This is a genomic window from Tropicibacter oceani, from assembly GCF_029958925.1.
GTDB classification, from domain to species: Bacteria; Pseudomonadota; Alphaproteobacteria; order Rhodobacterales; family Rhodobacteraceae; genus Pacificoceanicola; species Pacificoceanicola oceani.
The window spans coordinates 3,539,249-3,566,174 of sequence record NZ_CP124616.1 but is presented as its reverse complement, the minus strand read 5'-3'; the positions used below and the strand labels follow the sequence as shown (position 1 = coordinate 3,566,174).

At 64.7% G+C, this 26,926-nt stretch carries 20 protein-coding genes; 10 read left to right on the top strand and 10 right to left on the bottom strand.

The window, feature by feature from the left end:
* Positions 1-48: 48 nt before the first annotated feature.
* The gene (locus QF118_RS17085; RefSeq protein ID WP_282300246.1) at positions 49-1,812 is read left to right on the top strand and encodes an autotransporter assembly complex protein TamA; all 1,764 of its coding nucleotides are present in this window, start codon (positions 49-51) and stop codon (positions 1,810-1,812) included.
* A complete protein-coding gene (locus QF118_RS17080) occupies positions 1,812-5,540 on the top strand; it encodes a translocation/assembly module TamB domain-containing protein (RefSeq protein ID WP_282300245.1) in 3,729 nt (1,242 codons plus the stop codon). The genes QF118_RS17085 and QF118_RS17080 overlap by 1 nt, the downstream gene beginning before the upstream one ends.
* Here the strand turns inward: QF118_RS17080 and QF118_RS17075 are convergent.
* On the bottom strand, positions 5,534-9,394 hold the full coding sequence (locus QF118_RS17075) for a sensor domain-containing protein (RefSeq protein WP_282300244.1): 3,861 nt from the start codon (positions 9,392-9,394) through the stop codon (positions 5,534-5,536). The two genes, QF118_RS17080 and QF118_RS17075, sit on opposite strands and share 7 nt — an antisense overlap.
* A gap of 334 nt (positions 9,395-9,728) precedes the next feature.
* Between QF118_RS17075 and QF118_RS17070 the strand changes: the two genes are divergently transcribed.
* Entirely contained in the window at positions 9,729-10,637 is a 909-nt protein-coding gene (locus tag QF118_RS17070; protein WP_282300243.1) for a 2-dehydro-3-deoxygalactonokinase, read from the top strand.
* 58 nt (positions 10,638-10,695) lie between these two features.
* Here QF118_RS17070 and comE read toward each other — a convergent pair whose 3' ends face one another.
* Both comE and comD read right to left on the bottom strand, forming a co-directional pair.
* On the bottom strand, positions 10,696-11,250 hold the full coding sequence (gene comE, locus QF118_RS17065) for a sulfopyruvate decarboxylase subunit beta (protein ID WP_282300242.1): 555 nt from the start codon (positions 11,248-11,250) through the stop codon (positions 10,696-10,698).
* Positions 11,247-11,753, bottom strand: coding sequence for a sulfopyruvate decarboxylase subunit alpha (comD, locus tag QF118_RS17060; RefSeq protein ID WP_282300241.1), 507 nt, complete (start codon positions 11,751-11,753; stop codon positions 11,247-11,249). The genes comE and comD overlap by 4 nt, the downstream gene beginning before the upstream one ends.
* A 117-nt stretch (positions 11,754-11,870) precedes the next feature.
* On the opposite strand from comD, the gene eutB reads away from it, so the two are divergent.
* Both eutB and QF118_RS17050 read left to right on the top strand, forming a co-directional pair.
* Positions 11,871-12,893, top strand: coding sequence for a hydroxyectoine utilization dehydratase EutB (eutB, locus tag QF118_RS17055; RefSeq protein ID WP_282300240.1), 1,023 nt, complete (start codon positions 11,871-11,873; stop codon positions 12,891-12,893).
* Positions 12,883-13,866, top strand: coding sequence for a cyclodeaminase (locus QF118_RS17050; RefSeq protein ID WP_282300239.1), 984 nt, complete (start codon positions 12,883-12,885; stop codon positions 13,864-13,866). The genes eutB and QF118_RS17050 overlap by 11 nt, the downstream gene beginning before the upstream one ends.
* Positions 13,867-13,879: 13 nt before the next feature.
* Here the strand turns inward: QF118_RS17050 and QF118_RS17045 are convergent, their stop codons facing one another.
* The 6 genes from QF118_RS17045 to QF118_RS17020 all read right to left on the bottom strand — a co-directional run bounded on the left by QF118_RS17045 (position 13,880) and on the right by QF118_RS17020 (position 19,567).
* Entirely contained in the window at positions 13,880-14,917 is a 1,038-nt protein-coding gene (locus QF118_RS17045; protein WP_282300238.1) for an AbrB family transcriptional regulator, read from the bottom strand.
* Positions 14,910-15,212 carry a DUF4387 family protein gene (locus tag QF118_RS17040; RefSeq protein WP_282300237.1) on the bottom strand — a complete coding sequence of 101 codons (303 nt, stop codon included), beginning with the start codon at positions 15,210-15,212 and terminating at the stop codon, positions 14,910-14,912. Before QF118_RS17040 ends, QF118_RS17045 begins: the two co-directional genes overlap by 8 nt.
* A 1-nt stretch (position 15,213) precedes the next feature.
* Complete coding sequence (locus QF118_RS17035; protein WP_282300236.1) at positions 15,214-16,566, bottom strand: acyclic terpene utilization AtuA family protein; 1,353 nt, start codon at positions 16,564-16,566, stop codon at positions 15,214-15,216.
* An 88-nt stretch (positions 16,567-16,654) separates the two neighbouring features.
* A complete protein-coding gene (locus QF118_RS17030) occupies positions 16,655-18,160 on the bottom strand; it encodes a tripartite tricarboxylate transporter permease (RefSeq protein WP_282300235.1) in 1,506 nt (501 codons plus the stop codon).
* A 4-nt stretch (positions 18,161-18,164) separates the two neighbouring features.
* Positions 18,165-18,605, bottom strand: a complete 441-nt coding sequence (locus QF118_RS17025; RefSeq protein ID WP_282300234.1) for a tripartite tricarboxylate transporter TctB family protein — start codon at positions 18,603-18,605, stop codon at positions 18,165-18,167.
* Positions 18,605-19,567: a Bug family tripartite tricarboxylate transporter substrate binding protein gene (locus QF118_RS17020; protein ID WP_282300233.1), complete on the bottom strand. Its 963-nt coding sequence runs from the start codon at positions 19,565-19,567 to the stop codon at positions 18,605-18,607. The genes QF118_RS17025 and QF118_RS17020 overlap by 1 nt, the downstream gene beginning before the upstream one ends.
* Before the next feature lie 108 nt (positions 19,568-19,675).
* Between QF118_RS17020 and QF118_RS17015 the strand changes: the two genes are divergently transcribed.
* The 4 genes from QF118_RS17015 to QF118_RS17000 all read left to right on the top strand — a co-directional run bounded on the left by QF118_RS17015 (position 19,676) and on the right by QF118_RS17000 (position 24,430).
* Positions 19,676-20,341, top strand: coding sequence for a response regulator transcription factor (locus QF118_RS17015; protein WP_282300232.1), 666 nt, complete (start codon positions 19,676-19,678; stop codon positions 20,339-20,341).
* A complete protein-coding gene (locus QF118_RS17010) occupies positions 20,338-21,720 on the top strand; it encodes a sensor histidine kinase (RefSeq protein ID WP_282300231.1) in 1,383 nt (460 codons plus the stop codon). The genes QF118_RS17015 and QF118_RS17010 overlap by 4 nt, the downstream gene beginning before the upstream one ends.
* Complete coding sequence (locus QF118_RS17005; protein ID WP_282300230.1) at positions 21,690-22,718, top strand: ABC transporter substrate-binding protein; 1,029 nt, start codon at positions 21,690-21,692, stop codon at positions 22,716-22,718. Before QF118_RS17010 ends, QF118_RS17005 begins: the two co-directional genes overlap by 31 nt.
* 68 nt (positions 22,719-22,786) lie before the next feature.
* Complete coding sequence (locus QF118_RS17000) at positions 22,787-24,430, top strand: thiamine pyrophosphate-dependent enzyme (protein ID WP_282300229.1); 1,644 nt, start codon at positions 22,787-22,789, stop codon at positions 24,428-24,430.
* On the opposite strand, the gene QF118_RS16995 is transcribed toward QF118_RS17000, so the two are convergent.
* Positions 24,427-25,131, bottom strand: coding sequence for a sirohydrochlorin chelatase (locus QF118_RS16995; RefSeq protein ID WP_282300228.1), 705 nt, complete (start codon positions 25,129-25,131; stop codon positions 24,427-24,429). The genes QF118_RS17000 and QF118_RS16995 overlap by 4 nt on opposite strands.
* 155 nt (positions 25,132-25,286) lie before the next feature.
* Between QF118_RS16995 and QF118_RS16990 the strand changes: the two genes are divergently transcribed.
* Positions 25,287-26,843, top strand: coding sequence for a trimethylamine methyltransferase family protein (locus QF118_RS16990; RefSeq protein ID WP_282300227.1), 1,557 nt, complete (start codon positions 25,287-25,289; stop codon positions 26,841-26,843).
* The last annotated feature ends 83 nt before the right edge of the window (positions 26,844-26,926 follow it).

Here is a 26,926-nt window from a genome sequence, read left to right as displayed (position 1 = left end):
GCTGGATCAATGAGTCTTTCAAACGCCCTTTCCAAGACAGCCAACTCATTGCTTTTGGTTGCTTTTGCCTTTGCTTCCGCACCGGCATTCGCATTCCAGGGCAAGCTGAAGGTCGTGGGCGGTGACGACACGTTGGAAGGGATCCTGACCGGAGCATCGCTGGTTCTGACCGCCGAAAAGGAAGGAAACAAGAACCCGCAGGACATTCTGGCCGCGGCGCAGGCGGATTATGGCCGATTGATCGGCGCGCTTTACCAGGAAGGGTATTACGGTCCCGTCATCCAGATCACCATCGACGGACAAGAGGCGGCGACCCTGCCGCCGCTGACCCGCCTGCCCAACGTGTCGAAAGTGGTCATCTCTGTCGATCCGGGCCCCCGTTTCAAACTGGGCCGGGCCGAGATAACCCCCGTCACCAAAAAGACCCGCCTGCCCGAAGGCTTTCAGCGCGGCGAACCGGCGCGCACGGATGTGATCCGCGATGCCGCCCTGGCGGGCGTCGATGGCTGGCGCGAAAAGGGCCATGCCAAGGCCGATGTGATCGAGCAGGACGTGGTCGCCGATCACGCGCGCTCGCGCCTCGATGTCCTGTTGCGGTTGAACCCGGGCCCCCTGGTGCGGTTCGGCGATCTGGTGGTCGATGGCGAAAGCGCCGTGCGGCAGGACCGCATCCAGGACATCGCCGGCATTCCCAGCGGCGAAGTCTTTGATCCCGACGTTCTGGTCAAATCGGCTGCCCGGCTGCGGCGCACCGGCACCTTCAGTTCCGTCACGCTGCGCGAGGCCGATACGCTGGACGCCAACAACCAGATGGACGTCGAACTGTCGCTTGTCGATGCGAAACCCCGCCGTTTCGGCTTTGGCGCCGAACTGCATTCCGCCGAAGGGTTGGAGCTGTCGGCCTTCTGGATGCACCGCAACATGTTCGGCGGCGCCGAACGGTTTCGGATCGAAGGATCGGTTGGCGGCATCGGCGGTGAAACCGAAGGGCTGGACTATCACCTGAGCGCCAGCCTGACGCGTCCGGCGACCTTCACCTCGGACACCGACCTGTTCATCCGGCTGAATCTGGATCAGCTCGAAGAGCCGACCTATTATTCCCAGCAGGCCAGCCTGGAGGTCGGTCTGACCCGGCAATTCACCGATGAGCTGAGCGCCGAAGCCGGGATTGCCTATCGCTACTCTGACGTCGATGACGATCTGGGGCGCCGGCAGTTCAACCACCTCAGCTTTCCGCTGTCCGCGACCTGGGACCGCCGCAACAATGGGCTGGATGCGACCAAGGGGTCCTACCTGCGGGCCGATCTGATGCCCTATGTCGGGCTTGGCGGCAGCGCTTCGGGCGGGCGCGTCTATGTCGATGGCCGCATCTACAAAGGCCTGGGCGAAGAGCGCAAGGTCGTGCTGGCGGCGCGCGCGCAACTGGGTTCGGTCTTTGGGTCGTCGATCAAGGACACACCGCCGGACCTTTTGTTCCTGTCGGGCGGCAGCGGCACGGTGCGCGGGCATTCCTATCAATCGCTGGCCATCGACGACGGCACCGATGAAACCGGCGGACGGTCCTTTGTCGGCCTGTCCGGCGAGGTGCGCACAACATTCACCGACAAGATCGGCGCGGTCGCCTTTTACGACCTTGGCTATATCGGCGCGAACGGCTTTGTCGACGATACCGGCGGCTGGCACAGCGGCGCCGGGCTGGGACTGCGGTATCAGACTGGCATCGGCCCGATCCGGTTCGACGTGGCAACCCCCGTCACCGGGCCGGATTCCAGCGCGGTGCAGATCTATCTTGGCATAGGGCAGGCTTTTTGATGCGTTGGTTTCTGGTTGCATGCCTTGTGTTCCTTCAGACCCTTGCCGCCAGCGCGCAAGAGGACAAGGACCGCATCACCCGCTATCTCGAAGAGGCGCTGTCCGGTGCTGGCCGTCAGGTCGTGGTCGAAGGGTTCCGCGGCGCGCTGAGTTCGCGCGCGACCATGGACAGGCTGACCATCGCTGATGACGATGGCATCTGGCTGACCCTGACCGACGCGGTGCTGGACTGGAACCGCACGGCGGTTCTGGGCGGCCGGATCGAGATCAACGAACTGTCCGCGGCCCAGATCGACCTGCCGCGCATCCCCTCGGGCGGCGACACCGCCAGCCCCGAGGCCCGCGCCTTCAGCCTGCCCGAGCTGCCGGTCAGCGTCCGTATCGACAAGATCGCCGTACAGCGCGTTGTTTTGGGGGAAACCGTCATCGGTATCCCGGCGGTTGCCGCGATCAACGGCAACATGGAACTGGCCGACGGGCAGGGCAATGCCAACCTGCAAATCACCCGGCTGGAAGGGCCGCGGGGCGAATTCACCCTTGCGGCGGGCTATTCCAACCTGACCAAGGAGCTGAGCGTCGATCTGAACCTGACCGAGGCGGAAAACGGTCTTGCGGCGAACCTTTTGAACCTGCCGGGCAAACCGGCGCTGGAACTGATCGTCAACGGCGCCGCGCCGATCGACGACTATACCGCAGACGTGGTGCTGCGCAGTGGCGGCCAGGAACGGCTGGTCGGGCAGGTCAGCACGCAGGCGGCAGACACCGCCGACACCGATCCGCGCCTGATCCGAGTGGATATCGCAGGCGATCTTGCGCCGCTGTTCGTGCCACAATACCAGGCCTTCTTTGGCCCCGAGGTCGCCTTGAAAAGCCGTATCGCGCTGTATCCCGATGGCCGCGTGACGCTGGACGAATTGTCGGCGACTTCGGCGGCATTGCGGTTGAACGGCACGTTTTCGCTGTCAGCCAACGGCCTGCCCGAAGCCTTCCGGCTGGACGCGGCACTGCTGGACCCGGATGGCGCGCCGGTGCTGCTGCCGATGTCCGGCCCGGAAACCCGCGTGGGCATGGCCTTGATCACCGCCAGTTTCGACAGCGCCAAAGGCGATGCCTGGACCCTGGTCGGAGACCTCAAGGAGCTGCGCCGCGACGAGGTGACCCTTGAGGCGTTGCAACTGGAAACCAGCGGCACGATCCGCAACGGCACCGCGCGGCAGGTCACCGCGCGCATCGACGCATCCGCGCAGGGGGTCGTGCTTACCGACCCGAAACTGCAACAGGCGCTGGGATCCCTGATCGACCTTGGCGCCGATATCGTCTGGCAGGAAGGCGCGCCGATCCGTTTCGAAAACCTTGATCTGGTGGCAAGCGGTCTGAACCTGTCTGGCGATGGTACGCTGGACGGGCTGGACAGCAACCTGACCCTTGATGGCACGATCCGCGCCTCGGTTCAGGATCTGTCGCGGCTGTCGGCCCTGGCCGGGCAGGACCTGCGCGGCGCGATCAAGGCCGACCTCGCGGGGCAGGCGACGCTTTTGACCGGTGCCTTTGACCTGGCCCTGACCGCCACCGGCGACGATCTGTCGGTCGGCATGGCCGATCTTGACGATCTGCTCTCCGGGTCCAGCCAGCTGGACCTATCGGCGCTGCGCACCACCGAAGGGCTGACCATTCGCCGTGCCAACATCGCCTTGCGTGGGCTTTCCGCCAGCGGCGCGGGCAAGGTGGCAACCGAACAAGGCGAACTGACCGTGCAAGGCGCGCTTCAGGCCTCGATTCAGGATCTGTCGCGCCTGTCTGCCCTGGCCAAGCGGGACCTTCGCGGCAGTCTTGACGCCGATCTGGACGGCAAGGCGACCCTGACCACCGGCGCCTTTGACCTGACGCTGTCGACGACTGGCAATGACCTGGCTGTTGGCATTGCCGATGTCGATGACTTGCTGGTCGGACCCAGCCGGCTTGACGTCTCTGCCTTGCGCGATGCCACGGGTCTGACCCTTCGGCAGGCGCAGGTGACCACGCGCGGCCTTTCGGCCAATGGTGCCGGGCGGGTGGCGAGCGGCGACAGCGACGTGACCTTTTCCGCCGATCTGGCCCGCACCGAAGGGTTCGCGCCCAGCCTGACCGGCCCCTCGCGGGTGTCCGGCCGCGCGGTTCAGAATGCCGAGGGCTGGCGCGTGACACTCGACGGAACCGCGCCGCGCGCCATCACCCTGACCGCCGATCTTGACCTGCCGACAAAGGGCGACCCTTCGGCAACCTTCGATGCGCGGATCGGATCGCTGGCCTGGGTGGCCCCCGAACTGGCCGGCCCCGGCAGCATTCGGGGCCGCGCGCAGCGCAGCGGCAGTCAATGGGTCGTGGACACCACCGCCAGCGGCCCGGGGGGCATCACCGCAGATCTGGCGGGGCAGATCGCTCAGGATGCCAAAACCGCGGCCCTGGGCGTCACGGGGCGCTTGCCGTTGGGCCTTGCAAACCGGCGGCTGGGGGCCAATTCGGTGCAAGGGATGGCGCAGGTCGACCTGCGGCTTGATGGTCCGCTGACGCTGTCGTCGCTGTCCGGGCAGATCACCACGTCCGACTCGCGGCTGGCGGTGCCGGCCCTGCGCAATGCGCTGAAGGGCATCGAGGCGACGGTCACCCTGAACGCCGGTCAGGCCGATTTCGACGCGCGCGGCAAGCTGGATTCCGGCGGCACAATCCGGACCGATGGGCGGGTGCGCCTGCAGGCCCCCTTTGTGACCGAGGCAGAGGTCATCCTGAAAGGCGTCAAGATCACCGATCCCGAACTTTACGAAACCCACGCCAACGGCACCCTGCGGCTAAGCGGCAGCGCGCCGGCAAACCTGGCGTTGTCCGGGCAGTTGGTGCTGGACGAAACCGAAATCCGGGTGCCCTCTACGGGCATCGGATCCTATGGTGCCGTTCCGGACATCACCCATCTGAACGAACCGGGCGGGGTGCGCCGCACCCGCAGCTATGCGGGGCTTCTGGACGTGACCGGCGCGGCCGAAAACGGCGGCGGCGTGGCCGTGGGGCTGGATGTTGAAATTGTCGCGCTGAACCGGATTTTCGTGCGCGGCCGGGGGCTGGATGCCGAATTGGGCGGGCAGTTGCGGCTGACCGGGTCCAGCGCGGATGTGATCCCGCAAGGACGGTTCGACCTCATCCGCGGGCGGCTTGATATCCTTGGCAAGCGCCTGATCCTCGAGGAAGGCTCGGCCCGGCTTCAGGGGGACCTGGTTCCGATGCTGCGTCTTGTTGCGCGCACGACTGCTGATGACACGGTGGTTTACGTCACGATCGAAGGTCCGGCGGATTCGCCCGAAATCAAGTTCGAATCCGACCCCGCCCTGCCCGAGGACGAAGTCCTGGCGCGCCTGTTGTTCGGGCGCGGTGTGTCGTCGATCTCGGCTTTGCAGGCGGTGCAGTTGGCATCGGCCGTGGCAACCTTGGCGGGGCAGGGCGGTGTCGGGATCGTCGAAAGGCTGCGCCAGACCACCGGGTTCGACGATCTTGACGTGACCACCGATGAAAACGGCGCCGCGACGCTGCGTGTTGGCAAATACATCAGCGAAAACGCCTATACCGACGTCGAGATCGACAGTTCCGGCCAAAGCCGGATCAACCTGAACCTTGACCTGACCCCGTCGACCAAACTGCGCGGGCAGGTCGGATCGGACGGCGGCACCGGGATCGGGCTATTCTTTGAACGCGATTACTGAGCGGCGCTGCGGCGGTGTTTGCCGTCAGGCGCCCCGTCCGACAGGCCGGTGACGAACTGCGTCAACTCGGCTTCGCAGATTGGCCGGGAATAGTGATAGCCCTGCAGGATATCGCAGCCCAGATCGCGCAGGATATCCACCTGTTCGGGGGTCTCCACGCCCTCGGCGATGGTCTTGATTTCAAAGGTTTCCGCGATTTCGACGATGGCGCGCACCATCTTGCGCGGGCGAAAGCCCTGGTCGACCGGCTGGACCAGCCGCCGATCGATCTTGAGCGCCGAGGGTGAAATCGCCATTAGTGCGATGATCGAGGCATGCCCCGAGCCAAAGTCGTCGATCTCGATATCCACGCCGGCCTCGCGCAGCTGGTCCAGGTGAAAGCGGAAAATGTCGTTTTCTTCCTCCAGCAGGATCGATTCCAGTAGCTCAAAGGCAACCTTGGTGCCATCGCCGGTGATCCGTTCGGCGGCGGTCAGGATATTGGGGTCACGCATCCGGCCCGAGCTGACGTTGAACCCGATCTTGGGGATCACCACCCCCTGCGCGCGCCAGTTGCGCAAGGATTGCTGCGCCTTGGCCAGCATGATCCCGTCCAGTTCCGGCACCATGCGCAACTGGTCGGCCACCTTCAGAAAATGATCCGGCCCCAGGATGCCGCGCGACGGATGCTGCCAGCGCAGCAACGTTTCGACCCCCGACAAGCTGCCGTTTCGGGCGCAGATCTGCGGTTGAAAGTACGGCACGAATTCGTCGTTGTTCAGTGCATCCTGCAACTCGTTTGCCAATTGGCGATCATGCAGGATTTCCGCCTTTAGGGCAGGGGTGAAGAATTCCAGCCGGTTGCGGCCCTTTTCCTTGGCGCGGTACAGCGCCGCGTCGGCAAAGGGCAGGATATCGCTGCCCGTGGCGCCCAGATCATCGACATGGGCGATGCCAAAGCTGACTTCGATCAGGCATTGGCGGTCGTTGAAGGTGATCGGTTCGGCCAGGCCCCGCTGAATCCGTTCCACGATCTTTTCTGCCGCGCGCGGCGAGGTGCCGGGCGCCAGCAACAAGGAAAATTCGTCACCGCCGATCCGCGCTGCCAGATCATCTGCGCGGGTCGCATCGACCAGGATGCGGCCAATCCGTTTCAGAACCTCGTCGCCCGCTTCGTGGCCCAGCGTGTCGTTGATGTATTTGAACCGGTCGCCATCAATGCGGATCAGCACGCAGTCGCGCGGGCCCTGGTCGGCACGGGTTTTCTCCATCCTTTCGGCCAGCGCGCGGTCAAAGAACCGGCGGTTCGGCAGGTCGGTCAGGGAATCGTGATAGGCCTGCCATTCGCTTTTCTCGCGCATCCGTTCGGCCAGTTCATGGGCCTGGCGCAGCTCTGCCTCGCGCTTGGCGTCGGGGGTCACATCGTGAATCGTGCCGATCCAGGTGACCGAGCCGTCATCGCGCACCTCGGGCGTCGCAGAGCCGGCGATCCAGCGAATGCCCTGCACCGGGTGATCCACGCGGAAACGGTGGCTCCACTGGCTCAGGCTTTGGCGCGACAATTCCATCGAGCCCAGATAGCCAGGCTTGTCCTCGGGCAGGATGCGCGCCAACAGCCGCGGCAGGAATTCGGCGGCCGAGACGGTTTCAAGCCCGACCAGCGCCTTGAGCCGCGCACTGGTATAGCGCAGTTCCGTTTCGCCGCTTTGGGTGCGGCGCAATTCGAAAATCCCGGCAGGGGCGTTGTCGGCGATGGTGGTCAGTCGCGCATGCGCGGCCTTGACCGCCTCGGCGGCCTCCTGCGCCTTGAGCTCGGTCCTCAGCTGGTCGGTGATGTCGAACAGGTTGCCGAACCAGATGGTTGATCCGTCGTCCTGTGCCTTGGGGACCGATGTGCACAGGATCCAGCGTTGTCCCTTGTCCGGGTGGTTCACCCGGAACTGCCATTTGAATTCCGTCAGGGTCTGTTTCGAGGCCAGCAGCCTGATTTCGAATTCGGGCAGGTCCTCGGGCGCGACATTGGTCAGGACAACAGCCCCGTCCGACCCCATGATGCTGGCATCGATGCCCAGAAGCTCGGGCAGTTTCGCGCTGAAATACGGCAGGTCATAGCTGCCGTCGGCGGCCTGGCGGAATTCGTACAGGGCACCGGGCGCATTGTCGGCCAGACGGTTCAGGCGGTCGCGCGCCCGGCGGGCGAATTCCGCGGCCTCGGCCAGGCGGCGTTCGTTGTCCTTGAGATGGTCGATGACCGTCAGGCTGCCACAGAGGAGAAAGGGCAACCCCCTGTCCGACCGGTCGATCCGCCGCCCCCGAGATGTCACCCAGCTCCAGCTGCCATCCGCCCGCCTGACCCGAAAGTCTTCGGCGTAAACTTCCGTTTCGCCGCGTTCCAGGTTTGTCAGCGAGGCGATGACCCCCGGGCTGTCCTCGGGGTGGATCAGGGTCCGGAACAGGCCAGCGTTCATCGGCGCGCCGCGGTTCAGCCCCAGAACGTCCGCGACATTCGCGCCAAACCAGGATTCCCCGGTGTCGGGCACCCGAATCCAGGGGACGACATTGCCGCTTTCAGAGGAGACGCGCAGGATCTCTTCGTTCCACTGGGCGACGCTGCGGGCGTTTTGGGCATCGTCGCGGGCCGCACGCGCTTCGGCCACGGCCGTTTCAAGCCGGGCCTCGGTGTGCTTCCAGTCGCCGATATCGCGCATGCTGCCGCAGATCAGGGGATGCAGGTTCATGTGGTCGCGCGGCACCAGGCGCGCGACGGCCTCGTACCATTGCCAGCTGCCGTCCGCACGTCTTGCCCGGAACTGGATATTGTATTCTTCGGACTGCCCTTGTTTCAGGGCCTGCATCGCGTTGACCGCGGGCTGGATATCCTCTGGGTGGATCAATGCGACAAGGGCTTCGCGGTGGGGGGCGATTTCGCCAACCTCATAGCCCAGGATGCGATAGAAATGATCGCTCCACCATGCATCACCGCTTTGCGGATCAATATGCCAGGGGGCGATGCCGCCGCTTTCGGTGGAAACGCGATGCGCCTCTTCGCTGTATTGCAACAGCGATTTGGTTTGTTCAGCCTCGCGCAGGGCCTGGGCCATGGCGCTTTCGTTGACTTTCCTGGCCGAGATATCCAGAAAACTGCCACAGATCACCGGGGCGCTGCCCTTGTCGTCCTGGCGGGTGGCCAGCTGGGCGCTGGACTGAAGCCATTTCCAGGTCCCGTCCTTGCAGCGGATCCGGTAGTCGCCGCAATAGCGGTCGGTCCTGCCGGACAGCAAATCCTCGACGCCCTTGATGGTGCCGCGCAGATCTTCGGGGTGAATGCGATTGCGGATCCAATCGGGGGCAAGATCGACTTCGTCGGGTGAAAAGCCGATCAGCTTGAAGAACCCTTCGTTGGCGCGAAGCTGTCCGGTTCCGGTATCGGCAAACCATAGCGCGATCGCGCTGCTGTCGATCGCGGCCTGTTGCAGCGTGACGCTTTCGACCTGCGGTCCGGTTTGTCGCGAAAAGAAGGGGGCGCCATAGGATCGGGTGCCCAGAATGGCCCTTGGTCCGCTGCCGTCGACGATTGGCTGCAGCGTATAGGCGCCAGCCGCCTCTGCTCCGCCGGTCAGCCAGATGTGGTGACTGCCATCCTTGCGGTCGGGGCCAGCGAACAAGGCACCCGCCTGGCCAAGATGCTTGATGTCGGCCGGTGTCAGAAATTCCGAGGTCGGGATTGGCACATGCGCCGGGATCGCCGCGCCGCTGGTCCGCAGATAGGCCGCATTCACGACCGCATGCGATCCGTCCAGACAGGCAATCCAGGCCGGAAAATCCGACCCGGAGAAAAACCGTTTGAACGCGGCAACCGCATCGCTGTCGATCATCTGTTCGCTTTCATCCCAACTCAGGGGGCGTTCTAGGCCGCAATGTTTGAAGAGGAGCCTAAACACGGGCTTGAAGACAAATACCGTTCAAATTCTGTCGGGATGTGCGGGCTTGGCCAGGGTCATGTGTAACGCCATGAAAGGAAACACGATTTTGCGACGCGTTGTTGGCCTGCGATCCCGCTGGCCGGTCATGCATCCCGATGTTGCTAAAATTGCGCGCACTGATGCCCCTTGTCCGGCGCAGGGTGCGCGCAATTGACGGCGCTGGGCGCGAATGCCATGAAATGGCCCAAACCGCATCAACCAGAGCCGCCCCAGAAGGACCACCACCATGTCGAACCCTGCCTTGTCCTGGATTGCCGTCGACTGGGGCACAACGCACCTGCGTCTGTGGATGATGGATGGGAACGACAAGGTCATCGCCCGGCGCGAGTCAGACCGCGGCATGGGCAGCCTGACCTCCGACGGCTATGAACCGGTGCTGCTGGACCTGGTCGGCGACCAACTGCCCGAAACGCAGACCCCGGTGATCATCTGCGGCATGGCCGGTGCGCGGCAGGGCTGGGCCGAGGCGCCTTATGCCAGCGTGCCCTGCGCGCCCCCAAGCCTGGCCCAGGCGACGCGCGTGGCCACGCAGGATCCGCGCCTGTCGGTCCATATCCTGCCCGGCCTGTCGCAGATGTCGCCGCCCGACGTGATGCGCGGCGAGGAAACCCAGATCGCGGGGTTCCTGGCGTCAGAGCCGAACTTCGACGGCATTCTGTGTCTGCCCGGAACCCACAGCAAATGGGCGCATATCAGCGCCCAAGAGGTGGTGTCCTTCCGCACCTACATGACGGGTGAACTGTTTGCCTTGCTCAGCGGTCAATCGGTGTTGCGTCATTCCATCGGCCAGGGCTGGGATGACGAGGCGTTCCTGGGCGCGGTGTCCGAAATGCTGTCGCGCCCCGCCGGAGTGGCGGCCGAGCTGTTCGGCCTGCGCGCCGCGCAGCTGTTGCAAGCGCAGTCGCCCGACGTGGCGCGGGCGCGGTTGTCGGGCCTGTTGATCGGCATGGAACTGGCCGCCGCGCGCCCTTACTGGCTGGGCCAGGAGGTGGTGATCCTGGGGGCCGCCGGCCTTGCCAAGGCCTATGAGACGGCGCTCAATGGTCAATCGGCCTGGTGCCGCATGGTCGATATCGAAGGCATCACCCTGCAGGGTCTGACAGCCGCCCACGGCCAGTTGACGCAAACCCGCTAAGCGGTGTTTCAAAGGCCGCGCCCGCGGGGGGCAAGGCCCCGGGCGCGGCCTGCTTCTGTCAGGCCCGGACGGCGGCCATGAACCGATCGCGGATCGTCACCGGGTCCATGGTGATCACCGGCATCTTGGCGTTGCCGCTGTCGCATTTCACCACCATCACCGTCATCTTGCCGCTGTCCAGCGCCGCTTTCAGCGCCTTGCCGGTGTCGATGTCCTGGACTTCGACCACGTTTTCACAGCCCGCCGCGCGCGCCATCCCGGCAAGCGAGGTTTTCTTGCCCGTATAGGTCGGCTGATCCCCGGTTGACCCATAAGACCCGTTGTCGATGATCATCAGGATATAGTTGTCCGCGACGTTGTTGGCGATGGTCGGCAGCGTGCCAAGGTTCGTCAGGACCGAGCCGTCACCGTCGATCACCACCACCGGTTTCGGCTGCGCCAGCGCCAGCCCCAACCCGATGGACGAGGCAAGCCCCATGGTCCCCAGCATGTAAAAATTGCTGGGCTGGTCGTCGATGGCGTGCAGTTCCTGCGACGGAATGCCGATGTTGCAGACCACCAGTTGGTCACGAAGAATGGGCGCGATCTCGCGCAGGATTTCGGAACGGATCATTGGTCGCCATAGCCTCCCCAGAAATTGGCGTCGGTCAGGATCGCCACGGGTTTGTTGCACATGAAGGTATATTTGAGGATCGCGTCCAGTTCTTCGACGTCCGACTGGCGGTGAAAGTGATAGGTCGGGATGTTCATCTGCGCCAGCAGGGCCTTGGTGTGTACCGCCATTTCGACCTGGCAGGCGACCGGTTCGCGCAGCTCTCCGCGATAGGAAATCAGCATCGGCAGCGGCATCCGGTAATACTGGATCAGCGTCGCCAGCGTGTTGATCGTCACGCCGATGGCGGTGTTCTGCATGATGATGGCGCTGCGCTTGCCGCCCATCCATGCCCCGGCGCACAGGCCCATGCCTTCGTCTTCCTTGTTGGCGGGGACGTGCATGATATCGGGTCGGTTCTCGATTTCCTCGATGACGCCGGCCAGCTGCTTGCAGGGCACGGTGGTCATGAAACTGATATCGTTGGCGATCAGGTCGTCAACGATCCGGGCGTGAATGCTCAATGCGGTCCCTCCTCTTGGGTTGGTGCAAGGGTGCCCAATGCGCGGCGCGTTGCAAGGGGTTTCGCAAAAGGCAAATTGGTGCTTTGACTTGGTCAAAGACGCGCGGGGGGCAAGGCGATGCAGCAGGCAAAGGATGGCGTGACGCTGGCCGATATCATGGCCGCGCAGGCTGTGCTGCGTGGGGTGGCGGATGCGACGCCGCTGGTGCCGTCGCCCTATATGGCGGCGCGCTGCGGGCAGGACTTCCTGCTCAAGCTTGAAAACATGCAGCCCATCGGCGCGTTCAAGCTGCGCGGGGCGTTGAATGCGGTGGCGAACCTGCCCAAAGGGACCGCTGGCGTGACCTGCTGTTCTACCGGCAACCACGGGCGCGGCGTGGCCTATGCTGCGGCGCAAAGGGGCATTCGGGCCGTGGTTTGCATGTCGTCATTGGTGCCGCAGGCCAAGGTCGATGGCATCCGCGCGCTGGGCGCCGAGGTGGTGATCTGCGGCACCTCTCAGGATCAGGCGCAGGCCGAAAGCCAACGGTTGGTGCAGGCCGAGGGGCTGGTCGAAATCTCGCCCTTTGACGATCCTTTCGTGATCGCGGGGCAGGGGACCATCGGGCTTGAGATGCTTGAGGCGCGGCCCGATCTGGACACCTTGCTGGTTCCGCTGTCGGGCGGTGGTCTGGCGGCGGGCGTGGCCGTGGCGGCCAAGGCGATCAAGCCGGGGATCGAGGTGATCGGCGTCACCATGGATCGCGGTGCGGCCATGCACCTGTCGATTGCCGCAGGCCACCCCGTCGAGGTGGAAGAAGTCCCCAGCCTTGCCGACAGTCTTGGCGGCGGCATCGGCATGCACAACCGCCTAAGCTATCCGATCTGCCGCGATCTTCTGGACGATACGGTGCTGGTCACCGAGGAAGAAATCTACCACGCCATGCAGGTGCTGTTCTTTGAGGATCGCATCGTTGCCGAAGGCGCCTGTGTCGTCGGACTGGCCGCCACGCTGGCGGGCAAGCTGCCCGCACCACGCGGCCCCGTCGGCACCATCATCACCGGGCGCAATCTGGATATGCAGATGTTCCACCGCATCATGGCGGGCGATGATATCCAGCTGGGCGATACGCTTGTGAAAGGACGCCGCTATGGCACATGACATCCGCATCGTGACTGAAACCCAGCTGCGCGAGGTCGTGACGCTGGACCTGACGGTGATCGACATCATCGAAGAGGCGTTCGCCGCCTTGGCCAGCGACACGGTGATCATGCCGCCGATCCTGTCGATGGACCTGCCCATGGTGAACGGCGAGGTGGACGTGAAAACCGCCTATATCCCGGGCTTTGACGGATTTGCGATCAAGGTGTCGCCGGGGTTCTTCGACAACCCGAATGTGGGGCTGCCCAGCCTGAACGGTTTGATGATCCTGTTCTCGGCGCAGACCGGGTTGGTCAGGGCGGTCTTCCTCGACAATGGCTATCTGACAGATATCCGCACCGCCGCCGCCGGGGCGGTGGCCGCCTGGCATCTGGCGCCGGCACGGGTCGAAACCGCCGGGGTGATCGGCACCGGGGTGCAGGCGCGTCTGCAAATGCAGGCGGCGCATCTGGTCCGGCCTTTCACGCGCCTTCTGGTCAATGGCCGTGATCCGGCCAAGGCGCAGTCCTGCGCCGAGGACTTGCGCGCCGCGCTGGGCATCGAGGTGCAGGTTTGCCCCGAGGCCGAAACGCTGGTGCGCGAAAGCCAGTTGGTGGTGACAACGACGCCTGCGCGCACCCCGCTGATCATGGCCGATTGGCTGCATCCGGGCCTGCACATCACCGCCATGGGCGCCGACCAATCCGGCAAGAACGAGATCGACCCAAGGGCGCTGGAGGCCGCCGACCTTTATGTCTGCGACCGGGTCAGCCAATGCGCCGTGGCGGGCGAGCTGGAGGCCGCGCGCGCCGCAGGCCTGATGCCGCAGACCCCGCCGGAACTGGGCCAGATCATCACCGGTGCGGCCAAGGGGCGGCGCAGCCCGCAGGACATCACCATCTGTGATTTGACCGGCACCGGCGCTCAGGATACGGCGATTGCCAGCCATGTCGCCAAAACGCTGGGCGCGGCGGGAACCGCCATCACGGTCTGAGGTGAACCGGGCCCTATCGCCCCGTGACCCGCCCCAGCAGCCGCGCCGCCACCGGCGCCAGCAGGATCACAAGGATCAGCCGGAACAGGTGGTGCGTGACCACAAACGACAGGTCCGCCCCCGCGACGATGGCGATCACCACCATTTCGCCCTGACCGCCGGGCAGGAAGGACAGGAAACTGTCCATCGGGTCGGCATGGGCGACAAGGTGGATCGCCTCGATGAACGCCAGGCTGATCACGGCCAGAAGCAGGGAAAACCCCAGTCCCGCCACAACAAAGTGCCGCAATTCGCGCCCGGTGATCCCGGCGTATTTCACGCCCACCGAAATGCCGATAAAGATCTGCGCCGCCCAGATGATCTCGGCCGGGGGGCGATGCGTGATGATCCCCGACAGCGCCAGCGCCGCGGTCAGGATCATCGGCCCCAGCAGCGAGGCCCCGAACAGGCCGACACGCTCGGCCAGTTTCCAGCCGACCAGCCCGGCGCCGACCATCAGGGCGATTTCCAGCGGGTCAGTGTCGCGGGCCGACTGGCCGGGGGGCGCGGTCAAATCGACCTGCCAGAACCACTGCATCAGGATCGGCGCGATGGTGACAATGACCAGCACGCGGGTGGCATGGATCAGGGACATGGCGCGCACGTCGCCGCCGGCTTCCTCTCCGAACACCAGCATGTCCTGCAAACCGCCGGGCATGGCGCCGTAAAAGGCGGTTGGATGGTTCAGCCCCATGCGCCGCAGCAGCGGATAGCCCAGCCCGCCAATGATGGCGACAAAGACCGGAACAAAGACCAGCGTGCCCAGATAGGACGGGATCTGCGCAACCACCTGGGGCGTGACCGAACTGCCGACGGCAACACCCAGAAAGGTGCGCATGAAGGTGCCAAAGGTGCCCATGCCGCGCAGCGGTGCCCCGGCCAGTGCGGCGATCAGGCAGGCAATCATCGGCCCCAGCAGCAGCGGCAGGGGCAGGCCGATCAAGACGAACAGCGCCGCCCCAAGCGCCGCGATCAGCAGCGTCAGGGCGACGCGTTTTCGCGTTTCAGGCAAGCGTCAGTTCCTCAAGCAACACGGCATACTGCGCGCCATGCTGGTCGCGGTCCAGGGGGGCGCCTTGCGGCACGGGCCGGGGAAAGCTGAACTTGATGACGTTGAGGTTGGCGATGTCGAACCGCTTCAGCGTTTCGGGCGAAACACGGTACAGCTGCGCCACGGCCTCGGTGCTCAGGCTTTGGGTCAACTGCTCAAAGCGGTCCTTTGACCCGCAAAAGATATCGACCGTGACCCAAAAGGGCCCGGCGTTCTTGGATCGGATTTTCGTGACGGTGTCGGCAAGTGTCGTCATGTCAGATATCCTCGGTCACAAGGCGGAAGGCCTGCATCGGATCGTCCAGCGTCAGAACATGGTTCATCGCGAATTCATAGAGCGCGCCGCGCTCGGAATGCGCGGGCGAATAAGGAAAGGCAAAGGTTGGCAGTTCTTCGTCGTCGGTCAGCGGATAGTGCAACAGGAAAGGGTTGATCAGCTTGGCGATCTCGGTCGCGTCCTGCTGGGTCGGGGCGGTGACGATGACAAAGGCGCCCACCTCGGTCGGGGCACCCTGATGTGCCTCCAATGCTCCAAGCGCACTGTCGATGCCGATCAGGCGCAGATCGACGGTATAGGCGTCTTTGGGCAGGTCCATGCCCGCCGCGATTTTCCTGTCAAGGAAAGCCAGCAACCGATCGGCCCAGGCGCGGGCGTTTTCCACATAGCGGCGGTTGCGCAGGGTCGCCATCAGGGTGGTCTGATAGCCCGCGACGCGCGCCGCCTCCAGTTTCACGGTATAGGCGCCGGGGTGCCACTGTGCGCCGGTGACACGCACCGAGGTGTCGTTCAGGGCGCTATAGCCTGCATGCGTCACGTCCAGATAGCCGCCGGGTTCATACAGGATATAGGGGTCGGAATTCTCGTACAGCATATGGGCGCAGACCGAATGCGGAGTGCAGCGCGCGCCCTTGGCCAGCGGCGTCACCTCGAACCCCGTGTCGTCGAAATCCACCACGATCACGCCGCTGGTGGGGTTGGTCGAACACAGCGCGCCGCATTCGCCGACCTTGGCGCCATGCCAGCAGGCACCGGGGTGTTCGCCCCGCGCAAGGGGCAGGGCGGCGATGATGGCGGTGTCGGTGGTCCGCCCGGCCAGCACGATATCGGCGCCGGTGTCCAGCGCTTTCTGAATCTGTTCGGCTCCGGCAAGGGCAACGATATGGCACATGCCGTCGATCTTGTCCGCGTCCAGATCGGGGGCCGGGTCCAGCGCCGTGACCTTGCCCGCATCAAACGCGGTGCGCAGGCTTTGCGGCGATTGTTCCGAATACAGCCGCGCGATGCGCAGGCTCTGGCCCAGCTCGGCCGCCAGTTCCAGCGTGATCTGGTACATCCAGTCGACATGCGGGTCGGCCCCGGCGGTGCCGCAGGTGCCGATGACCAGCGGTACACCGGCCTTGGCGCGGGCCTGCATCAGCACCCGCCATTCCGCCTTGATCGCGCCGCGCGCGTATTTGGAGGTTCCAGAGCCAAGCGAGGCCGGACCGGAATCGGTCGACCCGCCGTCGATGGCGATCAGGTCGGGGGACATGTCCACGCCGCGCCACAGCGCCTCTTCGTCAAAGCCAAGGCCCAGTACGCCGGACGGGATCAGGATGCGCGTAGTCATGTGCGGGGTCCGCTATGGTCGTTGGGGGGTGCGTTCCGCAGCGCCCGAAAGGGGCTGCGAAACGCGGTGTTGCAGGGGCGATCCGGGATCAGTCCGTGATTGCCTGCGGCTTGGTCAGAACCTTGCGCAGGAACATCGGCGCGACAAACCCGGCGATGGCGAAAATCCACAACCCGATCGAGATGGGCGAGCTGAACAGATAGGTCCATTCCCCGTCCGAAAGGACCATGGCGCGACGCAGGGCGTCCTCCATGTGGTTGCCCAGCAGGATGCCAAGAATGATCGGCACCGTGGGGATGTCCAGTTTGCGGAACATCCAGCCGATCAGGCCAAAGACGATCATCAGCAGCAGGTCGAAATAGCTGCCCGACAGCGAATAGATCCCGACAAAGGAAATCATCATCACGCCCGGCAGCAGAACCCATGCGGGCACCGACAGGATGTGCACAAAGATCTTTACCATCGGCACGTTCAGCGCCAGCAGGACAAAGTTCGCAATCAAAAGCGAGGCGATCAGACCCCAGACCACATCGGGCCGGTCGGTGAACAGGGTCGGACCGGGGGTGATGTTCAGCGTCATCAGCAGCGCCAGCAGAACGGCGGTGGTGCCCGATCCGGGAACCCCCAGCGTCAGCATCGGCACCAGCGCGCCGCCCGCGGCGGCGTTGTTGCCGGCCTCGGGGGCCATGACGCCCTTGGGGTTGCCCTTGCCAAAGCCCGCCTTTTCACCCTGCACGGATTTCTCGGCCATATAGGCCAGGAAAGACCCCAGCGAGGCCCCCGCGCCGGGCAGAACGCCCGCGACAAAGCCGATCACCGACGACCGCAGCATGGTCATGGTGCCGCCGACCAGTTCCTTGACCGGGATGGTGACCTTTTCCAGCTTGACCCCGATGGACGACCCGCGCCCGTGGCTTTCGATAAAGACAAAGACCTCGGCCACGGCGAACAGCCCGACGATGGCGACAAGGAAATCGACCCCGTCCATCAGGTGCATGTTGCCACCGGTAAAGCGCGGCATGCCGCTGGTGTTGTCCAGGCCGATCATCGCGATGCCAAGCCCGATACAGGAGGCCAGCGCCGCCTTGGCCTGGTTGTTCGAGGCAATGCCGCCCAGCGTCGAAAACGCCAGCAGGTACAGCGCGAAGTATTCGGCCGGGCCAAACTGATAGGCGATGCGACTAAGCAGCGGGGCCAGCAGCATCAAGCCGATGGTGGCGAAGAGCGCGCCAAAGAAGGACGCAAAGCCCGACAGCACCAGCGCTTCGCCGGCGCGGCCCGCCTTGGCCATGGGATAGCCGTCCAGCGTGGTCATCAGCGCCGGTTCGTCGCCGGGGATGTTCAGCAGGATCGAGCTGATCCGCCCGCCGTACATCGCGCCGTAGTAGACGGATGTCATCAGCACCAGCGCCGAGGTGGCATCAAGGCCCAGCGAAAAGGCCAGAGGGATCAGGATCGCCACGCCGTTCGACGGGCCAAGGCCCGGCAGCGCGCCGATGATGGTGCCCAGAAAGCAGCCGATCACGGCCAGCATCAGGGTAAAGGGCGACAGGGCCACGGAAAAGCCCAGTGCAAGATTGGATAGCAATTCCATGGTGTTATCCCATCAATGCTTTGGGCAGGGGCGACAGCCCGAGGCCAAGGACGAATTTGAAGATGAAGAACAGCCCGATCGACAGGCCAACACCCGTCAGGGCCGCAGGAACGGCGCGCGGGCTGATCTGATAGCTGAGCACCGCGGCACAGATCGCCGTCGGGATCAGGAAACCGCCGGGTTTCAGCGTATAGGCATAGGCCACCATGACCAGCGCCGCGATGGCGATGTTCACAAGGGTTTTCGTGTCAGGCCAGTCCGGTTCCTCGTCCGGGCGGACAAGCATGACCAACCCGCACAGGATCGCCACGACGCCAAGAATGATCGGAAAGGTTTTGGAGCCGACAGGGTCGGCCATGAAGCTGGTCTGTATCTGGAAGGCGCCCGCGATATACGCGAGCGCCCCAAGGATCACGACCAGTCCGAAGACGCGGTCGCTTTTCATCACTGGATCACACCGATTTCTTTGGACAGCTCCACGGTGTCGGCGATCACGCCATCAACCCAGGACTGGAAATCGCCGCCAACCTTGGTGAAGGGGGCCAGACCGTTGGCGGCCATCGCCTCTTGCCACTCGGCGCTTTCGGCCACGGCCTTCAGCTTGGCACCCCAGGCTTCGAAATCTTCGTCGCTGATGTTCTTGGGCACGTAGAGGCCGCGCCAGTTCACCGCGACAACGTCGATGCCCTGCTCCATTGCGGTCGGGATGTCGTCGAACCCGGGGACGCGCTCTTCGGTCAGGACGGCCAGTGCGCGCACTTCGCCCGACTTGATGAAGCCCACGACCTCGGACATGTCGCCGGTCATGCCTTGGGTAAAGCCGCCGACGGTCTGGGTGATCGCATCCGCGCCGCCATCGACGCCGATGTACTTGATCTTGGTGATGTCGTCGAAACCGGACTTTTTCAGGACCTGAAGAACCTTGAGGTGGTCAAAGCCGCCAGCAGCAGAGCCGCCCGCAAAGGCGACCGAGCCGGGATCGGCCTTGATCGCGTCGACCATGTCGTTCAGCGACTGGAACGGGCTGTCGGCCGCAACGACGATCACGCCGGGATCGGCACCGATGGCACCGACAAAGCGGACCTGGTCGGCGGTCATGCCGGCAAAGGCGTTCTGCGCCAGGCGGGTCGTGGTCGCGGACGAGGCGGCAACGATCAGCTCGTTGTCATCGGCGCGCTCGTTCACGACGTGGCTGTAGGCCAGACCGCCGCCGCCGCCTGCCATGTTGGTGACCTGCACGGGTGCATCGACCTGGCCGATGTCGTACAGGATCTTGCCGATCTGGCGGCAGGTGAAATCCCAGCCACCACCGGGGTTGGCGGGGGCAATGCATTCGGCCGCAAAGGATGCGGTGCCGGCAACAGTAAGGGCGACGCTCGTGACGAGCGCCTTCATCGTGGTATTCATGGTATTCCTCCCATTTGGCGGGCGCCCCTTGGACTGGACGCCTTGCACGCAGTAGAGTTGAGGGACAACCTGACAGCAACCTGTCACTGACGGACCAAAGGGGGGAAAATGCGTTTTTTGCTGGTCGAGGACAGCGCCGACCTGGCCGAAACGGTGAAAACGCGGCTGTCGATGGACGGTCACGCGGTGGATTGGGCTGCCACGCTGGCCGAGGCGTCGGATCATCTGGCCGTGGCAGAGTACGACCTGATTCTGCTTGATGTCATGCTGCCTGATGGGGACGGGCGCGAATTTCTGGCCGCGCACCGGCGCGCGCAGCGCACCACGCCGGTGATCGTGATGACGGCGCGTTCGGCCGTGTCGGACCGGGTGGCGATGCTGGACAGCGGCGCCGATGACTACATCACCAAGCCCTTTGATTTCCTTGAACTGTCGGCCCGGGTCCGCGCGGTCCTGCGCCGTCAAAGCGGTCAGGCCGAAAACACCCAAAGCTTTGCCGACCTGACCTTCAATCCGCTTCAGGCCTCGATCCGCTTTGGCGGCGAAGTGCGCGAATTGCGCAACCGCGAATTGCGGCTGTTCGAAATCCTGATGTCGGCCCCCGGTCGCATCTATTCCAAATCGCAGCTGTACGACCGGCTGTTTTCCGTCAGTGAAACCGTCAGCGACAACGCGATCGAGGTCTACGTCGGGCGGCTGCGCAAGAAGCTGGACGGCAGCCGCGCCCGTATCGAAACCGTGCGCGGCGTCGGCTACAGGCTGACCGAGGGATGAGCCGCGACAGGCACGGCTTTTCCATCCGGCGGCGGCTGACGGCGCAATTGCTGGTGGTGGCGGCGGTTCTGGCGGGGCTTTTGTTCTACTCGATCCGCACGGTCGCTGACGTGGCGGTCGAACAGACGCAGGACCGCATCCTGGGCGCCGCGACCCTTGCCATCGCCGAGGAATTGCGCGGCGGGCAGGACGGCATCGTGATCGACATTCCCTATTCGGCCTTTTCCATGCTGGGCGCGCTGGGCAATGACCGGATTTTTTACCGCATCGAGGTGAACGGGGAACTGGCCACGGGCTACGCCGACCTGCCGCTGCCTCCGACGCTGCCGTCCGGGCTGGACCCCGAATTCTACGATTCGCGCTATCTGGGCTATGCGGTGCGGGTGGCGGCGGTCAGCCGCTCGGTTCTGGTGGCGGGCAAAACGGTGCCGGTGTTGATCGTGGTGGCACAGACGCGGTCCGTGCAGGAAAGCATCGTCGCGGGGCTGACCAATCGCGCGCTGCTGCTGGGGCTTGGGTTCTTCGGGTTGGCGGCGCTGCTGGCGGTGGCCATGGCGCGGTCTGTCCTGCAACCGGTGAACGATCTGGCCGGGGCGGTGACACGGCGCGGCCCGCAGGATCTGCGCCCGGTGAAACGCCAGGTCCCCGAGGAACTGGGCCCGCTGGTCAACGCGCTGAACGGCTTTATCGGGCGGCTTTCGGGCGCGTTGTCGCGGACCGAAACCTTTATCGCCGAGGCGGCGCATTACATCCGCACGCCGCTGACCACCCTGCGCGCGCAATCCGAAATCGCCCTGCGTCAGACCGAGAGTGACGAGACCAAGGAACACCTGCGCAAGATCATCCGCCTGGCCGACAACACCGCGCGTTCGGCCAGCCAGTTGCTGGACCATGCCGCCGTGATCTATCGCACCGACCAGCGCAGCGACGAAGCCCTGGCGCTGGACCAGGTGATCGCCGATATCGTCGAGGCCTTTCGCCCCTCGGCCGAAATGCGCGATATCGAGCTGGGCTATCACCGCCCCGATACCGCCGTGACCATCGCCGCCGACCGGCTGTTGATCGAAACCGTGATCCGCAACCTGATCGACAATGCCATCAAGTATTCCGACGAATTGGGCGCGGTCGAGGTGGCGCTGAGCGCCGCCGATGGATTTGCCCGGATCACGGTCAGCGACCGGGGCCGGGGCCTTGGCGGGATGAAGCTGGAGGCGCTGGGCAACAGATTTGAGCGCGGCGGCAATGTTCAGGATGTCATCGGCTCGGGCCTTGGGCTGTCGATCGTGACCGAGGTCGCGCGCGCCTATGGCGGCACGCTGGAGCTGACAGAGCGGAAAGGAGGCGGCGCATGCGCGTGTTTTTCATTGCCCTTGGCCTGATGCTTTGGGGGCTGGTCGCCAGCGCCTTTGAGATCGAGGAAGACCGCTGGTTCCGCAGCGCCGCCGAAACCGGCGCGCTGCATATCCTGTCCTCGACTGACACGGCGGTCTTTGCGCCGCTGATCGAGGCCTATCAGGCGCGCAATCCGGGCGTTTCGGTGCATTATGTCGTGACCAACACGCAGGCCCTGTTCCATGCCATCGCGGACGAACAGGCCGATTTCGACCTGGCGATTTCCTCGGCGATGGATTTGCAGATGAAGCTGGCCAATGACGGGCTGGCCCTGTCGCACCAGTCCCCGGCCACGGCGCGGCTGCCCGCCTGGGCGCATTGGCGCGACCAGCTGTTCGGCTTTACCCAGGAACCGGTGGTCATGGCCCTGTCGCGCCGAGCGCTGGGCGCCGCGCCGATCCCCGAAACCCGGCAGGACCTGATCCGCCTGATGCGCGATCACCCTGATCTGTTTGCCGGGCGCATCGGCACCTATGATCCGGCCCGCTCTGGCGCGGGCTACCTGTTCGCCAGTCAGGACGCCCGGCAGTCCGACACCTTTTGGCGCATGTCCGAGGTCATGGGCGGGCTGTCGCCGCATCTTTATGCCTCGACCGGGGCGATGCTGGACGATCTGCAAGCGGGCAAGCTGATCCTGGCCTATAACGTGCTGGGGTCCTATCTGGCCGACCGGCTGAAAACCTGGCCCGATGGCGAAATGGTGGAATTGCGCGACTATACGCAGGTCTTGCTGCGCACCGCTTTTGTGCCGGTCACCGCGCAGCGGCCCGATCTGGGGCGCGGGTTCCTTGATTTCCTGATCTCGCACGCGGGGCAAACCCTGATCGACGAGCGCACGGGCTTTTCCCGCATAGACGAGGCCGCCCTGGCCGAAGGCCCGCACCTGCGGCCGATCCGTCTGGACCCCGGTCTGCTGATCTATGTCGATCCGCTGATCAAGGCGGGGTTTTTGGATGAATGGGCCGCCGCCGTGCTGCGGCGCTGAGCGTCCTTCTGGACCTTGCGCGCCAAAGCCCCTACCCATTTCGTCAGACACCAGCACACGAGGACCCCATGCCCGACACACAGCGCCGCGCCGCCGATCACCTGGTTGACCTGTTGGTCGCCCAAGGTACGTCCCATGTCTTTGGCGTGCCGGGGGAAAGCTATCTTCCGGTGCTGGACGCACTGCACGGGCGCGGCGACATCCAGTTCGTGACCTGCCGTCAGGAAGGCGGCGCGGCCATGGCCGCCGATGCCCATGGCCGCATGACCGGGCGGCCCGGCATCTGCATGGTCACGCGCGGTCCGGGGGCAACCAATGCCAGCGCCGGGGTGCATGTCGCCTATCAGGACAGCATCCCGATGATCCTGTTCATCGGGCAGGTGGCGCGCGACATGGTCGAACGCGAGGCCTTTCAGGAAATCGACTATCGCCGCATGTTCGGCCAGATGGCCAAATGGGTGACGCAGATCGACGATGCCTCGCGGATGCAGGAATACATCAGCCGTGCCTATCGCGTGGCGCTGTCCGGGCGGCCCGGCCCCGTCGTGATCGCGCTGCCCGAGGACATGCTGTACGACATGATCGACACGCCGCCCGCCCCGCGCCGCGTCGAGGCCCCGCGCTATCAGCCCGCGCCCGATACGCTGGCGGCCTTGCAGGATGCCATCGCCAGTGCGCAGCGCCCGCTGATCATGGCAGGCGGCGGCAACTGGACCGAGGAGGGCATCGCCGCCCTGCAACGCTTTGCCGAAGTGCAGGGCATCCCCGTCACCGTCAGCCTGCGCTGCCAGGCGCTGATGAACAACGACCATGCCAATTATGTCGGCCATTTCGCGGTGGGCAAGGTGCCCTATCTGGCCGAGGCGTTGGAGGACACCGACCTGCTGATCGCCATCGGCCCGCGTCTGGGCGAGATGACGACCAATGGCTACACCAATCCCAAACCACCCGTGCCGAAACAGCGTCTGGCGCATGTCTTCCCCGCACCGGAAGAGCCGGGCCGGGTCTACGAGCCCGAGATCACGCTGATCTCGGACACCGAAAGCTTTTGCCGCGCCGTGGCCGAATGGCCCGCCATCGCCCCGGACCGGTTCCAACAGCGACGCGAGGCGCTGCGCAGCGCCTATGAGGCGTTGAACGCGGCCAGTTCGGTCAACAACGACATGCTGGCGCCGATCTACAAACACCTGTCGGACACCGTGCCGGCCGATGCGATCATGACCAATGGTGCGGGCAATTACGCGGCCTGGCTGCACCGGTTCCACCGCTACCGCACGCCGCGCAGCCAGCTTGCGCCGACCTCTGGTTCCATGGGCTATGGCCTGCCCGCCGCCATCGGTGCCGCTGTCGCCGCGCCGGGGCGCGAGGTCTATGCTTTGGCAGGCGACGGATGTTTCATGATGACCTGCCAGGAACTGGCCACAGCCGTGCACCACGGCCTGCGCCTGACGGTGATCGTGGTGAACAACGCGCGCTATGGCACGATCCGGGTGCACCAGGAACGCGAATTCCCGGGGCGGGTATCAGGCACCGAGATGATCAACCCCGATTTTGTCGCCTTTGCCAAATCCTTTGGGGCAGGGGCGGCGCGCGCCGAGGATCTGGACAGCTTCAAGACCGCCCTTGATGACGCGCGTGCGCGCGGCGGGGTCAACCTGATCGAGGTGGTGCAGGATCGTGCCCTGCTGGCCCCCGGACGGCGGCTGGATTAACCCAGCGCCAGCCGCCGGGCGATGAAGGCGGGCAATTCGGGCTGGCAGCCAAACGGCTCCAGCCGCAGCCCGGCGAAATTCACCGCGTCCAACGCCTGCGGCAGGTCTTCGAGCACATGGCCGCGTTTCAGGGCAAAGAACGGCAGGCAGATCGCCTTGTCGCCCATGTTTCTGGCCATGTCGGCCAGAAAGGGCGGCTGTTCGACAAAGCCGCAGCGGATGTCGCGCAGCGGCATCAAGGCGGCCAGGTGCTGCGCAAAGGCGCGGGTGACTTCGGCGGGCTTGTCGCTTTTGCCTGATCCATGCGCGGCCAGGAACAGGCCGGTTTCCCCGGCCTGCCAACCGGCCTCGTCCAGCACCCGTTGCAGCCACTGCTGCGTGAATTCGGGCAGGTCCGGGTCCAGCCCAAAGGGCGGCAATTGCCGCGCCTGCATCCCGGTCAACCGCTTTGGCAGAACGCTTTTGGTGAACCAGCCATCGGCCATGAAAAAGGGATAGACCAGCGCATCGCGGCTGCCGTCCAAGGCGTCCTCGAGCGCGCCGGGCGCGGCCAGGGTTGCGCCGCGTATGTCCCGCCCCGGCAGGGCCTGGGCAACCGCCCGGGCCAGGGCGCTTATCTCGGTCTCGCCGATCTGCGGATCGGAGGGTTGACCGTGGCTGACGATGACCACGCGGGGCAGGGGGCTGGGCTGGGCGGACATGCGGTGTTCTCCTGTCGACAGCTGGTATCTAGGGCCGCGATCCCCGGCTGTCACCTGCCTTGGGCAAATCGGTCGCTTTCCGACCGGGGGATTTCGCAATCGGATCAGGATATCCGCCGACCCCGGGTCAGACTGATGCGAAAGAGGAGGCCCCGATGAGCGCTGATGACAGGCCCGCCCGCACCCGCGCCGGGGGCCGCAACGCCCGCCGCGCCCTGCGCGCCGCCACCGACATCACCATGCTGCCCGGCCTGCGCCATGCCTTGCCCACCTGCGAGATCCTGCAAGGCGCCCAGATCGAGCGGATCGACAATGCCTCGATGGATATTCTTGAAAACATCGGAGTGCGGTTCCGCGACGCCGAGGCGCTGCGCGACTGGCGACGCGCCGGGGCCAAGGTGGTGGACGAGATGGTCTATCTTGACCGCGGTCTTGTGCGCGCCTTGATCGCCACGATCCCCGCCCGCTTTACCTACCACGCCCGCGATCCCGAAAAGAACGTCGGTCTGGGCGGGCGGCAGGCGGTCTTTGTCCCAATGACCGGCGCGCCCTATCTGCGCGATCTGGACGACATTCGCCGCACCCCGACGCTGGACGATCTGGCGATGTTCCACAAACTGTCGCACATGCTGCCCGCGATGCATTCCACCGCGCATCACATCGTCGAACCCTATGACCACCCGATCAGCCAGCGGCACCTGCGGATCACCTATTCGTCGATGAAACATTCGGACAAGATGTTCATGGGCATGACCACCAGCCCGAAGAACGCCGAAGACGTTCTGGACATGTGCGCCATCCTGTTCGGCAAGGATTTCATCGACACCCACCCGGTCGTGACGGGCAATTGCAACGGCAATTCGCCGCTTGTCTGGGATGAAACCATGCTGGGGGCGATGCGGGCCTTTTGCCGTCGCAACCAGCCTGTGCTGTGCTCTCCTTTCGTGCTGGGCGGGGCGAACACGCCTGCCTCGGTGCCGGCCACGGTCGCGCAGCTGAACGCCGAGGCGCTCAGCGCGCTGGCCTATACGCAGGTGGTGCGGCCCGGTTGCCCGGCGATCTATGGCCACTACCTGTCGACGGTGTCGATGAAGTCGGGCGCGCCGATGGCAGGGACACCCGAAATCAGCCTGATGAACTTCATGATCGGCCAGATGGCGCGGTTCTACGGGGTGCCGTGGCGCACTTCGAACACCCTTGGCGGGGCCAAGACGCTGGACGCTCAGGCCGGCTATGAAAGCGCGACGACGCTGTCGGCGGTCATCCATGCCGGGGCGAATTACATCTGGCATTCAGCCGGTTGGAACGAAGCGGGGATGCATTGTTCGGTCGCCAAGTTCATCGTCGACGCGGAACAATGCGCCATGGCCTACCGCATGGCCGAAGGGCCGAAATGGGATGATTTCGACCAGGCGCTGGAGGCGGTGTCGGACATCGGGCCCGGCGGGCATTACCTGGGGCATCCGCATACCCAGGACCATTTTCAAAGCGCGTTTTTCATGCCCGAGATGTTTGACAACAATTCGATCGAACAATGGATGGCCGAAGGCTCGACCCAAGTCACCCAGCGCGCCCTGAAACAGGCCCGCAAGCTGCTGGAGGCCTACGAGGAGCCGCCTTTGGACGAGGCCGTGAACGACGCCTTGCTGGATTATATCGCCCGGCGCGAACGCGAAATCCCGGCGGCCGAGGCGCTGAACAACAGCTTTTGACCGGGTGCGCGGCGCCAGGACTGTTCGATTTTTCTGCAAATCGCCCTTTGGCGGATACCGCTTGTTTACCGACTGCCTCCAGA